Raw genomic sequence first — 16,946 nt, 5'->3', positions numbered from 1 at the left:
ATGTGGAAATATTGGCGTCTTTCAGTCGGAAGCTGGCAACAGGACAAGCACACGCAATCCGCCTTCCGCCCGGTTCTCGATGATGATATCGCCGCCCAGACCGCGCATGACGGTGCGGGCCGATGTGAGGCCAAGCCCAACCCCGCCAGTCTGCCGGTTGCGCGATTTGTCCAGCCGGAAATACGGCTCGAACACGGCATCGAGCGCGTCGGGTGGAATCCCTGGACCGTGATCGAGAATAGTGACAACCCAGCCCGTTGCCCGAATCCCTGCAGGTGGTGCGTCTGTCATATCGGCTGGCGCGAGGATAATCTGCGGTGGCGTTGCATATTTGATCGCGTTCTCGACTAGATTGGTAAAAACGCGCTTCATGGCATTGACCGGACCGCGATATCCCACCCGACCCGGATTGTCGTACCGCACATCATGACCCTGATCGCAGAAATCATAGGCGACGGTTTCAAGCAGCCCTGAAAGATCGAAAGCCGTCTGTGTTTCATGGGAGGCATCGTCGCGGAAGAACGACAAGGCGCCATCGATCATGGCCTGCATCTCGTCAACATCGCGAAACAGGAGTTTCTGTTGCGTCGGGCAATCAATGAATTCTCCGCGTAGTCTGATACGCGTGAGCGGCGTGCGCAGATCATGCGAAATGGCAGCAAGCATCGTGGTGCGATCAAGGATGAATTTCGCGATACGCGCCTGCATGGCGTTGATCGTCACCGCCACCTGACGGATCTCTCTGGGCCCCGCTTCACTGACGCGCGCATAATTTGGCTGCGCGTCGAGCCGGCGGACTTCATGGGCCAGATATTCGATCGGGCGTGAAAGCTGGCGTGAGGCAATGAGTGACACCGCGATGATCCAGACAAACAGCATCATGCCTTCCAGCATGAGGCGCTGAAAGGCGTAAATCCCCCAGAAACGCTGGAGGGCAACGCAAAGCACCCAACTGCCGTCATCGAGCTGGATCCCGACGAAATACGCGTCGTGATACAGCGAACGGTCATAGGGCAGGCCGGGTAGGGTAGAGACAGGGTTATCTTCCTGGAACACTGCGATGGCAGGAGGCCTTTGCCCCAGAAACGGGCTCAGGAAATGCCAGCTCTCCTCAATCTCGCTGCGACGGTAATGCCCCGCGGCCAGAGCCTTCGCGAGCGGCGACGTTTCCGGGTACCACCCGAAATGGATCTGTCTGGTCTGTGCCGCCGCCAGCAGCGTTTCCCTGTCCGTGGCGGGGGCGACCCGCACCATGCGAAGCACAGCCCCAACCTCTCTCACCATACCGGTGGCCTCGATATCAGGCTTGCTCCACTGGCCGCCAAATTCGACAAAGATCGCGAGCAACAGCAGCGTTATCCCGGCGGCAAGGGCCACTGTGACAATCAGGCGGCGGGAGATGGTGTCCTGTGTGAAAGCGCGATCGGGGGGGAGCCTCGCCCATCTCATCGTTTCACCGCAGCGGTGAACATATAGCCGCCATTGCGCACGGTGCGTATCAGGGTTGGATTTCTGGGATCGTCCTCCAGCTTGGCGCGCAGGCGACTGACCTGCACGTCGATACTGCGATCGAAGGCTGCATGATCGGGACCACGAGCCATGTCCATCAGCTGGTCCCGCGTAAGGACGCGCTGCGGATGTTCGACAAAAGTCAGCAGCAGATCGAATTCCCCCCCCCCCGAGAGCGGGACGAGCGACTGGTCCTGCGCGCGCAACTCGCGACGGGCAACATCCAGAACCCAGCGACCGAAACGAAGGACAGGGCGCAGCGACGGGGGTGTCTCGCCCGGCGTGGCTGCACGACGCAGCACCGCCTTGACCCGGGCCAGAAGCTCGCGCTGGTCAAATGGCTTTGTCAGGTAATCATCGGCCCCGATCTCGAGCCCCACAATACGGTCAGTCAGATCGGCCATGGCAGAAAGCATGATGACCGGGATGCGGGATCGCGCACGCAGGCGCTGGCACAGGCTGAACCCGTCCTCATTGCGGAGCATGATATCGAGAATCACCAGATCGACCGGTTGCCTGTCCAGAATGGCAAACATGGTCTCGCCCGTTTCGGCCGTGGAGACCTGATAGTGATGCTTTTGCAAAAAACTGCCGAGAAGGGTCAGGATATCCTGGTCGTCATCGACAAGAAGAAGATGAGGCATTGGGGTCATCCCTCGGTCGTATTACGCAGGCTCGTCCGTATGATGTCAGCAACGGACATGATGTTTCAAGTTGCAAACAATCGGATGGAGCGATGCTCCGGGTCACAGGGTGAAGGCGCGCGTCGCCCTGTCTTCCCCGGGCTTTGCATCTCCTTTGACAAACCTGCTAGGAAATGAGCGACGGTGCCTCGCAAGGGGTGAAAAGGGAAGCAGGTTCGTGCCATGTGCATCAGTCCTGCGCTGCCCCCGCAACTGTAGGTGGTATGTCATTGCCGTCGCAGCCCACTGGTGACCATGCCGGGAAGGGGGCGGCAATGCCGGGCAACCGGGACCATGAGCCAGGAGACCTGCCGTCGCGTCACCGATTTCACGATCCGGCGGGGTGCCCGGAGCGCGACAGACCATGAACCCGCACCCGTCATCAAGGGGCGGCTTATGGCGGGCCGGGTACCCCGGCAATCATCCTTGTGCCCTGTTGCGCCCGTTTTGCGGGCCTGGTCCGGGATTGTTCATGGCCGAACCGATAACATCTTGCGATACGCCTCCCGTCATTCATGTCTGCCTCACCTGCAGGAACGGGGGTGAGGCGCTGCATGAGGCCCTCTTGCAGCAGGCGACCACCGCCGGTGTGCGTGTCGAGGGGGTCAAATGCCTTGCGGCGTGCCAGCGGGGCTGCACCGCCACCCTGTCCATGCCCGGCAAATGGTCCTGGCTTCTGGGAGGGTTGAGGCCTGAACTGGCGGAGGATCTGATGGTCTATGCCAAGGCCTATGAACACTCGCGCTCAGGTACGGTCATGCCCTCAAAGCGTCCTGAAAGCCTGCGCGATATTATTCTGGGGCGTTTTCCTGGCCAGTTGTCGCCGTCAGGCGAATCTCTTCAACCTGCTGCACCTGCCCAACCTGCCGCATCTGAAAGACTGTCATGAGCAAGATTCCTGTTACCATTATCACCGGCTTTCTCGGCGCGGGCAAAACCACCCTGCTGCGTCATCTGATCGAGAAATCGGATGGCCGCCGCATCGCGATCGTGGTCAATGAATTCGGGTCTCTGGGTATCGATGGCGAGACCCTGCGTGGGTGCAGTATTCCGAACTGCCCTGAGGAAGATATTGTCGAACTGACCAATGGCTGCCTGTGCTGCACTGTGGCGGATGATTTCATCCCCACCATGGAAGCCCTTCTCGATCGTCCGACCCCGCCCGATCACATTGTCATCGAGACTTCGGGTCTTGCCTTGCCCAAGCCGCTCCTCAAGGCGTTCGGCTGGCCGAGCGTGCGCACGCGCATGACGGTGGATGGCGTGATTACCGTGGTGGATGCCCCGGCGGTGGCCGATGGCCGCTTCGCCGATGACCCGGAGGCCGTGGCGAAGCAGCGCGAGGAAGATGAGTCGCTCGACCACGACAACCCGCTGGAAGAGGTTTACGAGGATCAGCTGGATTCAGCCGATCTGGTCATCCTCAACAAGACGGATCTGCTGGATGACGCCGCCCTCGCTGCGGTCGAGGCCGGTCTTGGTGCACGCAAGCGTCGGGTGCGCGTAATTCGTGCCCGTGAAGGGCGTGTCGATCCGGCTGTGCTGCTCGGCCTTGCCGCTGCGGCAGAGGACGATCTGGCAGCACGCCCCTCGCATCATGACGGGGCAGATGAGCATGAGCATGACGATTTCACGAGTTTCGTGCTGAGCCTGCCCGAACAGGCCAGTGCCGAAGCCTTTGTCGCCAGACTCGAGAAGGTGGCGCGTGAGCATGATGTGCTGCGTATGAAAGGCTTTGCCCGCGTGGCAGGCAAGAGCCTTCGTCTGGGCGTGCAGGCGGTGGGCGCGCGTATCCGACATGCCTATGAGCAGGGCGAGGCGCCAGAGGGCAGGCTGGTTGTGATCGGTTTGCACGGGCTTGACCCCAAGGCTGTGCAGCGCAGCTTCGACGCAGGCTGAGCCGTGCATATTCTCTTTCGGGAAACGCATGATCTGGATGGGCAGGCCGTGGCCGAGGACCTCGCCCACGCGCCAGCCGATTTTGTCCTGCTGTCGTTTTCCGAAAGTGACCTGCTGGGCCTGCGCGATGTGCACGGGGCGTCAGACCCCAGTTTGCAGGTCGCCACCCTGTCACGCCTGCGTCATCCCCTGTCGGTCGATCTTTATCTGGAGCAGACGATTGCCCATGCGCGTTGTGTGGTGGTGCGCTTGCTCGGGGGTACCGAATACTGGCGTTACGGCGTGGATGAACTGAGGCTCGTCTGCCGGGAGAAGGCTATTCCACTGGCCTTCATCACCGGCGAGGCCACACCGAATACCGCACTCGAAAGCCTTTCGACCATCGCGCCCGCCCAATGGGCCCGGCTCGACAGCCTGTTTCGCGAGGGCGGAACACGCAATCTGCGCTGTGCGCTCACCCTTATGGGGGCCATTGCCGGATTACATGCAGATGACGGGGCCGAGGCCGAAAAGCTGCCTGAGGCCGGAATTTACCGTCGCCTGAACATGGATGTCTCCAGTCGGGCTCTGGTCGTGTTCTACCGCGCCCACCTCCTTTCTGCCGATCTCGATGGGATCGATGCGCTGGCAGAGGCGATCGCAGCCGCCGGATGCGGAGTCGATCTGGTGTATGTCTCGTCCCTCCGCGCGGCCAAAGTCGTGCCTTTTCTCGACCGGTGGCTTGTGGACGAGCCTCCCGACATCATTCTGAATGCCACGTTCTTCGCCTCGCGTGGGGATGATGGCGGGGCATCGGTCCTTGAGGCCGCGGGTGTACCCATCGTCCAGCTGCTTCAGCCGGGCACGACGCATGAAGGATGGCGCAAGGCCGCCCGGGGGCTGTCCCCGTCCGATCTTGCCATGCAGATCGTCCTGCCCGAATTTGACGGTCGTCTTTCAGGGGCACCCATATCGTTTCGCGATGAGGCACTGCCCGGCCTGCCAGCCCGGCGCGTGGCTTATGCCCCCGGTATCGCGCAAATTGTGCGCCAGATGCAGGGCTGGTTGCGTCTGGCAGCCGAAACGCCGGGCGAGCGGCGTCTGGCGCTGGTTCTCTCCGATTATCCCGGTGCCGAAGGGCAGGCTGCCCACGCTGTTGGGCTGGACAGTTTGGCCAGTGTCGAGGCCATCGCCACCATGCTTGCCGGTGCAGGATACGACGCGCCACCTCTCGTCGCATCAGAGCTGCCAGACAGATTGTGCCGCGCCGCCCCCACTCTCATCATGAGTGCCGACGCCTATCGGGCGGCTTTCGACACCCTGCCTGAGTCGTTCCGGCAAAAAGTCATTACGACATGGGGGATGCCCTCTCAGCCGGTCAGTGTGCGCTTTTTGCGCGTCGGCGCTCTTATTCTCGCCCTTCAGCCCGGTCGGGGTCAGGAGTCTGATCGCAAGGCACAGTATCACGACCCTGATATTGCGCCCTGCCATGCCTATATCGGCTTCTATCTCTGGCTGCGCCGGGTAGGCGATATCAGTGCGATGGTGCATCTGGGCACGCATGGCACGCTGGAATGGTTGCCCGGCAAGGCTGTGGCGCTCTCACCCGAATGTGCCCCCGCTGTACTGCTGGACGGGGTACCGGTCATCTACCCTTTCATTGTCAACAACCCCGGTGAAGCCGCTGCGGCCAAGAGGCGCCTCGGTGCGGTGATGATCGGTCACATGACCCCGCCCGTGCAGCGTGCGGGGCTCGACAGCGCCATGGAGTCCCTCGAACGCCTGATCGACGAATATGCGGAGGCAGACGGGCTGGACAAGCGACGCGGCACCATGCTGCGCCGTCAGATTCTCGATCGGGCTGCCGATCTGGGGGTGCTGGCCGAGAGCCATTCATGCGCTGCGGGCCAGCAAGGGGCTGAGGGGCGCAATGTACGCTTGGGGACGCCCAAGGATGATCCGGCGGATGAGGCTGAGGCGCTGGCACGGCTCGATGCCTATCTGTGCGACGTCAAGGACCTCCAGATACGTGATGGCCTGCATGTTTTCGGCTGTACGCCGCCCCGCCATGATGCGCTGGTCGCGATGCTGTCCGAAACAGCCCATGTCCCCTCCGAGGCAGTACGGGCGCGTCTGGATGCCTGTCCTGAGGCCGAGCGTCTGGCTCTTCTGGCGGCGCTCGATGGTCGTTTCATCCCCCCCGGCCCCTCTGGCGCGCCGACACGCGGGCGTCTGGATGTGCTGCCGACAGGCCGCAACCTGACAACGACCGACCCGCGTATGGTGCCCACGCGGGCCGCCCTGCTTCTGGCCCATCGCACGGTCGAGCTGCTGCTGGCACGGCATATTCAGGAGGAAGGCGAAAACCTGCGTCATCTCGTGCTCGATCTGTGGGGCAGCGCCACGCTGCGCACGGGGGGAGAGGATATGGCGCTGGCTTTTCTGCTCATGGGCGTGCAGCCCCGGTGGGATGCCACAAGTGGCAGGCTTTGCGGCTTCGAGATCGTGCCGCTCACCGTGCTTGATCGGCCCCGTGTGGATGTCACCTTGCGTATATCGGGGCTGTTTCGCGATGCGTTTCCGGGGCTGATCGATCTGTTCGATCAGGCCTCACGTGCTGTGGCCGCGCGTGCTGAAGACGCGGCGTGGAACCCGCTCACTCTCGACCCTGACAGCTCGCGCATATTCGGTGCGGCACCGGGGGCCTATGGCACAGGACTTGAGACGTCACTTAGCCAGGGGGGGTGGAAGGATAGGGACGAGCTTGGTCGTCGCTATCTTGAGGGGTCACAATGGAGCTATGGCGGCGGTCGAGAAGGCGTCAGGGCCGGGGCGGAGCTTGCCAGTCGTCTCGGCCGGGCAGAGGTCGTGCTGCACATGCAGGACCATGCCGAGACAGATCTGCTCGAAAGCGTTGATATGGCAGCGCATGAAGGCGGGCTTGGTGCCGCAGCGTCCAGCCTTGGGAATTCACCGATCCTGCTTCATGGCGATACCAGCCAGCCCGATACGCCCCGGCTGCGCGATGTGGCGCAGGAAGTGGCGCGTGTGGCGCGGGGCAGACTGGCCAATCCCCGCTGGATTGCGGGCATGATGCGCCATGGCTATCGGGGTGCTGCGGAAATGGCGCGTGGTGTCGCAGCGCTTCAGGGCTGGGCGGCGACCCTGCCCACACGGCTGGACCGACAGATCGATCTCGCCTTCTCGGCGCTGCTGGAAAACGAGGAATGTGCCGCGTTTCTGGAGGCCCATAACCCGGAGGCGCTGTCAGACATGAAGCACCGTTTTGCCGATCTGCTCGATCGCGATCTGTGGCGGCCGCGCAGCAATGCCGTCGCGAGAGTGCTGGCGAGCGACGATGAGCCTGTCTGATCTGAAAAGAGGGCAACCCCGGTCCAGCACGTCTGCGGTTCTGTTGAGGAAGGTTAGGCTCATGAACGCATCCACCATGAGAGAGAGTCCATGACCCGTATGCTGATGGTGGCAGCCCCGCGCTCCGGTTCAGGCAAGACCACGCTCACCCTGTCGCTCATAGCCGCCTTCCGCCGCAGGGGGCTGACGGTGCGGGCGCTCAAGACAGGCCCCGACTATATCGACCCCGCGTTTCATCAGGAGGCATCAGGGGCACCCTGCGCCAATCTTGATAGCTGGGCGATGACACGAAGCCAGATGGCCGCAGGGCTGGTTCAGGCGGCGGAAGAAGCGGATCTGGTCATCGTGGAATCGTCCATGGGGCTGTTCGATGGTCTCCCCCTTGAGGACGGCGCGCGTGGGGCCGCCTCCGATATCGCTTCGCTTTTCGCCATGCCGGTTTTGCTGGTGCTCGATGCGAGCGGGCAGGGGCAGACCGTGGGTGCCATTGCACAGGGTATGACGGGGTGGATGCCTGATGTGCGCATTGCCGGCACCGTTCTGAACAATATTGCTTCGGACCGTCATGAAAGGCTCTGCCGCGCCGCCTTGCGGCATCCTCCTATGGGCATGTTCCGGCGCGACAGGGGTATCGTGCTGCCCGAGCGCCATCTGGGTCTGGTGCAGGCGCGCGAGCGTGGCGATCTGGCTGGATTTTTTGCGGCTCTGGCAGACAAGGCCGAGGCCGAGCTCGATCTTGACGCCATATTCGACATGGCTGCGGTGTATCGCCCGGCTGCCCCGCAGGACAGGGCTACGCTCAGGCCCCCGGGGCAGGTTATCGCTCTGGCTGATGATGCTGCCTTTTCCTTCCTTTACGCCCATCACACCCGGACATGGCGTGAGGCCGGGGCGGAAATCCTGACCTTTTCACCCCTGGCTGACGAAGCACCACCGGAGCATGCGAATTGCTGCTGGCTGCCCGGTGGTTATCCGGAATTGCATGCGGCGGCACTGGCAGCAGCCAGCCGCTTCAGGGCAGGCATGACGCGTTTTGCGGAGACACGACCGGTCCATGGCGAGTGCGGCGGGTATATGGTGCTGGGCGCGGGTCTCGAGGATGCATCGGGCGCGACCCATCCCATGCTGGGGCTGTTATCCCACCGGACCTCCTTCGCACGCCGCAGGATGGTGCTCGGCTATCGTGAAGCGCGGCTGTGCCATGACGGCTTGCTCGGCGCGGCCGGACAGGTGCTGCGTGGGCATGAATTCCATTATGCAAGCGTTACGGATCGTGGCTCGGACGAGGCTCTCGTGACGCTGCGTGATGGTGAGGGGCAGGATCTGGGTGAGGCGGGCAGCCGACGTGGTCTGGTTTCAGGCACGTTCTTTCACATGCTGTCTGGTCCCAGACCGTCGTCAGACACGTGACACCGGCTTTTTCCATGCTGCTGGCGCGCCACCCTGCGGTGCAGGTGGTGGCGGGGCTATGCTACGGGCGTCTGGACGTTGATCTGGCCGCGGGTTGGCAGGACTGTGTTGCCGGTTGGCAGCGTATCTGGTGCGAAGGAATGGTCGCGCGATCCTCAGGCACGACGGGGGCTCCTTTGCCCTCTGAAATCCGGGTGTTTCATGCGCCCGCATCACGTTGCGCGCTCTCTGCTCAGTTACTGGTCGAGGTATCCGGACAGGGTGCTCATGCAGGACAAAGGCCGATGGCGTGTGAGAGCGATTCCCGTCTGGCCGAGCTGGATTTTGGCAACTGGGAAAACCGTCTGTGGTCAGACGTGCCCCGCGACGCGCTGGATGAATGGGCGGCCAACCCGATGGGGTATGCGCCGGGTGGGGGCGAAACCGTGCAGGCCCTGTCGCACCGTGTGACGGGTTTCTGGCAGGAGCGCATGGCGGCGGCGCAGGATTGTTGCATCGTCACGCATGGTGGGCCGTTGCGCGTGATGCTGGCGCTGGCGGAGCGCCGCCCTTTCGAGGTGTCAGACCCTGCCCCTGCACCGGGTGCGGCAATTCTGTTGCATTTTTTCAACAATCCCGGTGGGTTTGTTGCGCAAAAGCCGCCGATCCGTTGACAAACTGCAACAGACGAATGAGGAGTGGGGCAATCCTGAATCAACGGTAAGGTTTGTCATGCTGTTACGCTCCCATACCCTCCTGCCATCAGTTGCGCGCAAGGGGGTGTTTTTCCTCATTGCCTCGACGTGTCTGATGTCCTGTGGGGGTGAGGCGCTGGCGCAAACAGCCTCAGCAGACTCCGCGAGCAGCATGGCGGCCCCGGCCAAACAGGCAGCTACCCATGCTGGCAAGAAAAACGCGCTGCGCACGCGCCAGTCTGCGCCGGTTCGCGCTGGCGATGCCGATGGTGGCAGTGAGGCCATCGTGGTGACGGGCACGCGCGAGATCGGCAAGAAGGCGCGTGATTCCATCGCGCCGCTCGATATCGTGTCGCACAAGCAGATTGCCGCCACCGGGCAGGGCACGCTGCGCGATGCGCTCTCGCTTCTTCTGCCGTCGCTCACCACCCCGACCGCCGGTTTCGATGCGGGTGCGATGACGGACACGATCAGCCTTCGTGGCCTCAACCCCAACGAGACGCTCGTACTTGTTGATGGCAAGCGCCGTCACAACACGGCCAATATCTATTCCAACCCTGGCCCGCAGCAGGGCTCGACGGCATCTGACATTGACATGATCCCGATGTCGGCGATCGACCATGTGGAAGTGCTGCGTGATGGTGCCTCCGCCCAGTACGGATCGGATGCCGTGGCAGGGGTGGTGAACATCATCCTGAAGAAGCAGGCGCGTGGTTTTCACGCTCAGAACATTACCGGCATCACGTCAGAAGGCGATGGCTTCCAGCAGGGTGTCTATCTCGATGGCGGGGCCGGTCTGGGCTCGCGCGGCTTCGTGCATGTTAGCGGTGACTTCGTCCATCAGGATCACACCTATCGCAGCGCTGCCGATAACCGCACCGGTACCTATCAGAACAATATCCTGAGCCAGCCGGAGCAGACGCGCGAGAGCGTTGCCGTCAATGCAGGCTATGATCTGACGGACAACATCCAGCTTTACGCGCTCGGCACCTATGCCCATCGCTATGCGCAATCCTACCAGAACTACCGTCTGGCCTCATCGCTCAATGCCTATCCCGCCTACAAGGCGATCTACCCCTGGGGCTATTCGCCGGTCGAGACGCTCAACGAAAACGACTATGAACTCAAGGCCGGCATCAAGGGTGATTTCCGTGGCTGGCACTGGGACGTGTCGAGCGTCTATGGCCGCGATTACGACGATATCGGGCTGATCAACTCGGTCAATCTCTCGACCAACAAGGCGACTGGCGCCACGCCGACCTCATTCAATGTCCAGGGTTTCAACAACCAGCAATGGACGAATGATTTCGATTTCAGCCGCAAGTTCACGTTCAGCGGCTGGCCGCATAGCGTGAATTTCGCCGGTGGCGCGTCCTACCGCTATGAAGGCTATTCCGTGGGAACGGGATCGCCCGGTTCGCTCTATGGTAACGGCTCCGACGCTCTGGCGGGTACCAATCCGGGCAATGCGGGCAATTACAGCCGCGATGTTGCGGCGGGCTATCTCGATATCTCGACCTATCTCGCCAAGGGACTGCAACTCGACCTGGCCGGGCGGTACGAGCACTATACCGATGTAGGCAACACCCAGAACGGCAAGGTCTCGCTGCGTTATGACATCACGCGCCGTATCGCGCTGCGTGGCACGATCAGCAATGGCTTTCATGCGCCGACACTGGCCCAGAAATACTACTCGGCCCTCAATATCTCGCCGACTGCAGCGCGTGGCCTGATCGGTGCGGGCTCACCCGGTGCGCTGGCCAATGGCTCGTCTGGCCTGAAGCCGGAGCGTTCGACCAATGCCGAGGGTGGGTTTATCGTCGAGCCGATCCGCAATCTGCATGTCACGACCGATATCTATCAGATCAACATGCGCGACCGGATCATGCCGGGGGGCAATATCTCGGGTGCAACGGCCATCAGCGCCATGCAGATGAACGGCTTTGCGCTGCCCGCAGATATCAGCACATGGAACCAGAGTGCGATCACGGCCAACTGGTTTGCCAATGTGGCCAGCACCCGCACACAGGGTCTGGATATCACGGTCACCTATCTGACGAAGCTCGGCGCCTATGGTCGTATCGACTGGGATGCCGCGATCAACCTCAACCGCACGCGTCTGTCGCATCAGGCGAGCAACCCCGTCACGGGCGCGCCGCTGCTCAACGCAGCGTCGATTGCCTATCTGACGACGGCCTATCCGCGCAGCAAGATCATCTTTGGTGGAAACTGGACACACGCCAAGTGGATCGTCGGCCTGCACGAGATCCGCTGGGGCCAGACAACCAACCAGCTGACCTATTATGCGCCGGGCCCTTATCAGTTCAGCACGACTCATTTTTTGGAGTACCAGAACAAGCCGAAATGGACGACCAATCTGGATGTGTCCTACCGCATCACCCCGCGCTGGACGGCCACGATCGGTGGCAACAACATTTTCTCGGCCTATCCCAGCCGCGTGCCTGACGGAAACCGCTACCTGGGTGCGCCGCAATATTACATGAGCACGTCACAGCTCGGCATTAACGGCGGCTACTACTATTTCCGCGTGAATTACGATCTCTGAATCGGCGATTAACGCGACGTCCCCCCTGCTGCGACCGGCTATGCCGGTCCAGCAATGATTTGTCATGAGGGCTTTGCATCAGATTTAACGGTGTTTTTTCCCCGTCAGTGGTGGTCTGCTCACGAAACCGGCATAAAATGACGACTCTCAGGGTCCAAAAAACCTGTCAGTTTTCTTAAAAGACGGTCATCTGTTCACAGGGAGCTTGAGCCAGACATTGTCTTCTACCGTCCTGCGCTTCTTTTCCGCCTGCCTTGCCGTTTCCTGCCTGACCCCCGTGGCTCACGCACAGCAGTCGACAACGGCCGTAGCATCCGCACAGACCGGCCCCGCCGTGGCGGCGAACGCCGTTCCTGCACCGGCCGGGCTCGGTGCGGTCAATGCAGGGCAGCAGCCCTCTGCCCTGACCCAGACATCGCTGTCGGAGTTGCACAAGGACACGACGGTCGCCCCTCTGCCCAAGCCGGAGGCAATTTTCGTCAATCCTCTGGGCATCAATGCCTGGTTGCGTGAACGCGGTATAGCGATCCTGCTCGACAATACGAACGAAATGTCAGGCATGCTCAATGCCCCGACAAAAGGCCTCGGTCTGCGCCAAGGCGCCAGCAATGCCGGTCAGTATTCGATGGAAAACGATATCGACTGGGAGCGTCTGGCAGGCTGGACCGGCTTCTCCACCCATGACGTGATTGTCGGGCGTTACGGTATTCCCGCCAGCCGCATGTTCGGGGACAATCTGAACCCCAGTCAGGAAATCTATGGCGGCGGTGGTAACGTATTCGTCCACCTTGTTTACGCCTATGGCGAAGAGACCATGTTCAACGACCGCTTCGATGTCGCAGCGGGGCGCATGTCCTTCCTGTCAGATTTCTCGGCCAACCCGCTCTACTGCAACTTCATGAACAATGCGTTCTGCGGCAATCCGAAAGCGTCGAGCGATAACACCGCCCATGCCTCTTATCCCGACGCCAACTGGGCAGCCCGCTTCCGCCTGAGACCGACCGACAACACGATCTTCCAGTTCGGTGTCTATTTCACCCAGACACAGGCCATTTACGGCAATGCCCAGATGCGCACGGGCTTCAAGTTCAATGGCGCGACGATCGATGGCGAGGCCATGCCGGTCGAGTTCATCTGGGAGCCGCGTTTCGGCCATGATCATTCCCTGCCGGGCCATTACAAGGCGGGCTTCGCCTATGACACGGCAGACCACAAGGACAATTACTACGACGGCAACGGCAATCCCTTCGCCCTGAGCGGGCTCAAGCCACGCGATGTGCATGGTGCCTGGGCCGCCTGGGGGCTGGTTGACCAGATGGTCTATCATCATCCCGGCCAGGCCCCTGATGCTGGTGTGACCCTGATCGGGGCCGCCTATTTCAACAAGGCCCAGACACAGACGCGCGCCGATCAGCTTTCGTTCGGTGTGCTCGATCGCGGTTTCTGGAAGTCGCGCCCGCTCGATGCGGTCGGTGTGAATTTTTCATGGACACATGTGTCGGATGATCTGACGCGCTCCCAGCGTCTGTACGCAGCGCAGGGCCTGCCTTTGCCCAATGGTTCGCTGTTCCCGCAGACCAGCGCGTATGTGGTGGAAGCGATGTATCAGATCCATGTGCTGCGCGGTGTTACCTTCGCGCCTGACTTCCAGTATTATTTCAATCCGGGTGCCCAGAAACAGCTGCGCGATCAGGCCATGCTGGGCTTCAAGAGCCACATAGAAATCTTCTGAAAAATACCGCGGGGCAACCTTGCCCCTCTCTCGATTGTTGCAATGGCCCGACGAGACTGCCTAGCCATCGCCGCGGCCTGTCAGCTCAGCATGATCGAGAGAGAAGCGCCCATGACGCACGACCTTCCCGCACTGGCCAGGGAGCTCTCTCCCGCAGGGCCCCTCGACGGGTTCTGGCCAATCGAGGATTATGCAGCCCTTGGCGACGGCCGTTGTGTGGCGCTTCTGGCGCCGGATGGCAGTGTGGACTGGCTCTGCGTTCCCAATATCGACTCGCCTCCGATGTTCGATCGTCTCCTGCATCGTGCGGGCGGCTTCTTCCAGATACGCCCTGTCGGCGCCTATAAAGCCACGCGGCGCTATCGTGAGGACAGCAACGTTCTCGAAACCCTGATCGAAACCGAGACGGGCTCGGCCAGGCTTACAGAGTCGCTCAACAGTACCTTCGCCGGGCGTCTGCCCTGGACCGAATTTGCACGGCGTATCGAGGGTTTGACGGGGCGCATGACATTCATCGTGCGTTTCAGGCTCGGCACGCGCTGTGGCACTGTCGCGCCCTGGATCCAGACCACACAGAACGGCAATATCTTCCATGTGGGGTCTGTGCTCGCCCATATGGTGCACACGCCCAACATGCGCATCCTCCGCGAAGAGGATGAGGCCATCGAGGCCGAGATCGTGGTGGGTGAGAAAACCCATGCCCTCGTTGCGCTGGTCGCCACCGAAAACGAGCCTCTTGCCGTGCCGAGTGTTGAGGAGATCGACGGGCGTATCGAGACCAGCGATGAGGCTTGGCGCAGCTGGGCCAACACGCTCCATTATGACGGCCCCTATCGTGAGCAGGTCCGGCGCAGCGCGCTGGCACTCAAACTGCTGCTTTATTCATCGAGCGGGGCTATTGCGGCGGCAGCCACCACCTCGCTGCCCGAGCGTCTGAAGGACGGCAAGAACTGGGATTACCGTTACGCCTGGATACGCGATGCCGCCTATGTGGCGAATGCCTTCCTGCGGCTTGGCGCGGTGGCAGAGGTCAAGGCCGCACTGGCCTGGCTCGTGCATCACCTCGGCGAGTCAGGCCCGATGGTGATGTATGGCCTCTCGGGGCAGAGTGTCGATGACGAGATTGTCTATGATGAGGTCGAGGGTTATCGCGGCATCAAGCCTGTCGTGAGCGGCAACCGCGCGGCGGGCCAGCATCAGCATGGGATCTACGGCGATATCTTCGAGACGGCAGCCTTGTTCGTCTCACGTGGCAACCTGCTCGACCAGAAGACCGCCGTGCTTCTGGCCGATCTTGCCGATCGCTGCGCCGATCACTGGCGCCAGAAAGACGCCGGGATCTGGGAGCTGACCGAGGACCAGCACTATACCATGTCCAAGATCAGCTGCTGGCAGGCATTGGATCGCGCATGCCAGATGGCTGAGCGTGGGCATCTGGCCAAGGACCGCGCGCCGCGCTGGGCGCGTGAGAAAGAGCGTATCCTGGAATGGATCGACCGTGAGTGCTGGTGCGACAGGCGCAAGGCCTATCTCTTCTACCCCGGATCGGACGGTCTGGACGCATCGATCGCGCTTGCCGTGCCCTTTGGTCTGGACAGGCGTGATCGTATGCTCTCGACCCTGCGTGCAATACGAGAGGAGCTTGGCCACGGGCCATTCCTGTTCCGCTATACCGGCATGCGTGAGGAGGAGGGCGCCTTTCTGGCCTGTAGCTGCTGGATGGTCGAGGCGCTGTATCTTCTGGGGGAGAAAGATGAGGCCGAAAGGCTCTACGCCAGTTTCCTCGAACGCCTGCCAAGTAATACCGGCATCATGGCCGAGATGATCAACCCTGAGACGGGAATGTATCTGGGCAACACGCCGCAGGGGCTGAGCCATCTCGGCGTCATCCACGCAGCCTGTGCGCTCGCAGGCAACAGGATGAAGGCTTTCGATCTGTCGTAAGGCGGGCACTTCACCGATTGGATGGGCCGTTCACGTTCCGATCAGGGCTGGACGGCTCATTCTCACGGCCTCGCATCCTGTCGGTCCGTTACCAGGCATAGTGCACGCAATTTAGGACTGACCGCGTTCAGGGGAGAATCAGCCGCGCCCCGTAAGGCTCCACGCCTCGCGGGCAAGTGTCAGTGCGTGCAGACGGGCTGCGGGGGCATAGATTGGCGCGCTGATCATCAGTTCATCGGGCGCATGGCGGGCCATGAATCGCTCCATGCCCTCAGCCAACTGCTCGCCTGTGCCAATCAGGCTGGTGCCCTGCATCGTATCGAGTTGTGCACTGACCTCTCGAGGCCAGGGGAGATCTTCTGGCGGGACAGGGGGCAGGATGCGTCCGGGTTTCCCCTGACGCAGGGCTGCCACGAACAGGCGCCGTGACGTAGCAAGGTAATCGGCTTCTTCTGCTGTGTCGGCGGCAATCACGTTGACCGCAAGCATTACATAGGGTGCGGCCAGATGGGCCGAAGGCTGGAAGTCGCGACGATAAAGCGCGATCGCCTGCTCCATCATCTGCGGCGCAAAATGCGATGCAAAGGCGAAAGGCAGCCCCAGCGCCGCAGCAAGCTGCGCCGAGAACAGCGATGACCCCAGTAGCCAGACCGGCACGTTCGCTCCAGCGCCCGGCGTAGCCACCACGCCATTGGCGCTGCCTGCTGGCGAGAGATAGGCCATGAGCTCGAGCACATCATCGGGGAAGCGTTCGGCGTGGTCGATATGACGCCTCAGCGCGCGCATGGTGCGCTGATCGGATCCCGGTGCCCGGCCAAGCCCCAGATCGATGCGCCCGGGAAAGAGCGCCTCAAGCGTGCCAAATTGCTCGGCAATGACGAGCGGCGCGTGGTTGGGCAGCATGATGCCCCCCGCCCCAATACGCATTGTTCGCGTGGCTGCGGCCAGATGGCCGATCACAACACTTGTGGCCGCTGAGGCTATGCCGGGCATGGCATGATGCTCGGCCACCCAGTAGCGATGAAAGCCAAGGGCCTCCGCGTGGACTGCCTGATTGCGGGACTCAAGGAGAGCATCCCGAACCGTGCCGTCTGCGCGGATGAAGGAGAGATCGAGTACTGAGAGCGGTGTCATGATCCCGATATGGGATGCTGTCTGGCGCTCTGAAAGCCCCCGGA

Annotated in this window: 11 protein-coding genes and 1 riboswitch; of the genes, 8 read left to right on the top strand and 3 right to left on the bottom strand. The window is 61.7% G+C overall.

Annotated elements, in window-relative coordinates; genetic code table 11:
* Positions 1-21: 21 nt before the first annotated feature.
* Positions 22-1,449 carry a HAMP domain-containing sensor histidine kinase gene (locus P792_RS30655; RefSeq protein WP_023979179.1) on the bottom strand — a complete coding sequence of 476 codons (1,428 nt, stop codon included), beginning with the start codon at positions 1,447-1,449 and terminating at the stop codon, positions 22-24.
* Positions 1,446-2,162: a response regulator gene (locus tag P792_RS30650; RefSeq protein ID WP_081866746.1), complete on the bottom strand. Its 717-nt coding sequence runs from the start codon at positions 2,160-2,162 to the stop codon at positions 1,446-1,448. The genes P792_RS30655 and P792_RS30650 overlap by 4 nt, the downstream gene beginning before the upstream one ends.
* 155 nt (positions 2,163-2,317) lie before the next feature.
* Positions 2,318-2,523: riboswitch (cobalamin riboswitch) on the top strand.
* A 141-nt stretch (positions 2,524-2,664) separates the two neighbouring features.
* Here P792_RS30650 and P792_RS30645 point away from each other — a divergent pair.
* The 8 genes from P792_RS30645 to P792_RS30610 all read left to right on the top strand — a co-directional run bounded on the left by P792_RS30645 (position 2,665) and on the right by P792_RS30610 (position 15,768).
* Entirely contained in the window at positions 2,665-3,081 is a 417-nt protein-coding gene (locus tag P792_RS30645; RefSeq protein WP_023979177.1) for a DUF1636 domain-containing protein, read from the top strand.
* Positions 3,078-4,091 (top strand): cobalamin biosynthesis protein CobW, encoded by a 1,014-nt coding sequence (cobW, locus tag P792_RS30640; protein WP_023979176.1) that lies wholly within the window; start codon positions 3,078-3,080, stop codon positions 4,089-4,091. Before P792_RS30645 ends, cobW begins: the two co-directional genes overlap by 4 nt.
* 3 nt (positions 4,092-4,094) lie before the next feature.
* Positions 4,095-7,442: a cobaltochelatase subunit CobN gene (cobN, locus tag P792_RS30635; protein ID WP_023979175.1), complete on the top strand. Its 3,348-nt coding sequence runs from the start codon at positions 4,095-4,097 to the stop codon at positions 7,440-7,442.
* A 90-nt stretch (positions 7,443-7,532) separates the two neighbouring features.
* Positions 7,533-8,852, top strand: coding sequence for a cobyrinate a,c-diamide synthase (locus P792_RS30630; protein WP_023979174.1), 1,320 nt, complete (start codon positions 7,533-7,535; stop codon positions 8,850-8,852).
* Between the two features lie 14 nt (positions 8,853-8,866).
* Positions 8,867-9,505 (top strand): histidine phosphatase family protein, encoded by a 639-nt coding sequence (locus tag P792_RS36635; protein WP_081866745.1) that lies wholly within the window; start codon positions 8,867-8,869, stop codon positions 9,503-9,505.
* Positions 9,506-9,641: 136 nt separating this feature from the next.
* A complete protein-coding gene (locus P792_RS30620) occupies positions 9,642-12,092 on the top strand; it encodes a TonB-dependent siderophore receptor (protein WP_081866751.1) in 2,451 nt (816 codons plus the stop codon).
* A 205-nt stretch (positions 12,093-12,297) separates the two neighbouring features.
* A complete protein-coding gene (locus P792_RS30615; RefSeq protein WP_152530217.1) occupies positions 12,298-13,824 on the top strand; it encodes a carbohydrate porin in 1,527 nt (508 codons plus the stop codon).
* Between the two features lie 111 nt (positions 13,825-13,935).
* Positions 13,936-15,768 carry a glycoside hydrolase family 15 protein gene (locus tag P792_RS30610; RefSeq protein ID WP_023979170.1) on the top strand — a complete coding sequence of 611 codons (1,833 nt, stop codon included), beginning with the start codon at positions 13,936-13,938 and terminating at the stop codon, positions 15,766-15,768.
* Positions 15,769-15,906: 138 nt separating this feature from the next.
* Here P792_RS30610 and P792_RS30605 read toward each other — a convergent pair whose 3' ends face one another.
* Positions 15,907-16,902, bottom strand: a complete 996-nt coding sequence (locus P792_RS30605) for an LLM class flavin-dependent oxidoreductase (RefSeq protein WP_023979169.1) — start codon at positions 16,900-16,902, stop codon at positions 15,907-15,909.
* Positions 16,903-16,946: the final 44 nt, after the last annotated feature.

This window comes from Asaia sp. SF2.1 (genome assembly GCF_000505765.1).
Lineage (GTDB): Bacteria > Pseudomonadota > Alphaproteobacteria > Acetobacterales > Acetobacteraceae > Asaia > Asaia bogorensis.
Note: the sequence above shows the minus strand (reverse complement) of the source record. Positions and strands in the feature narration are given on the sequence as shown.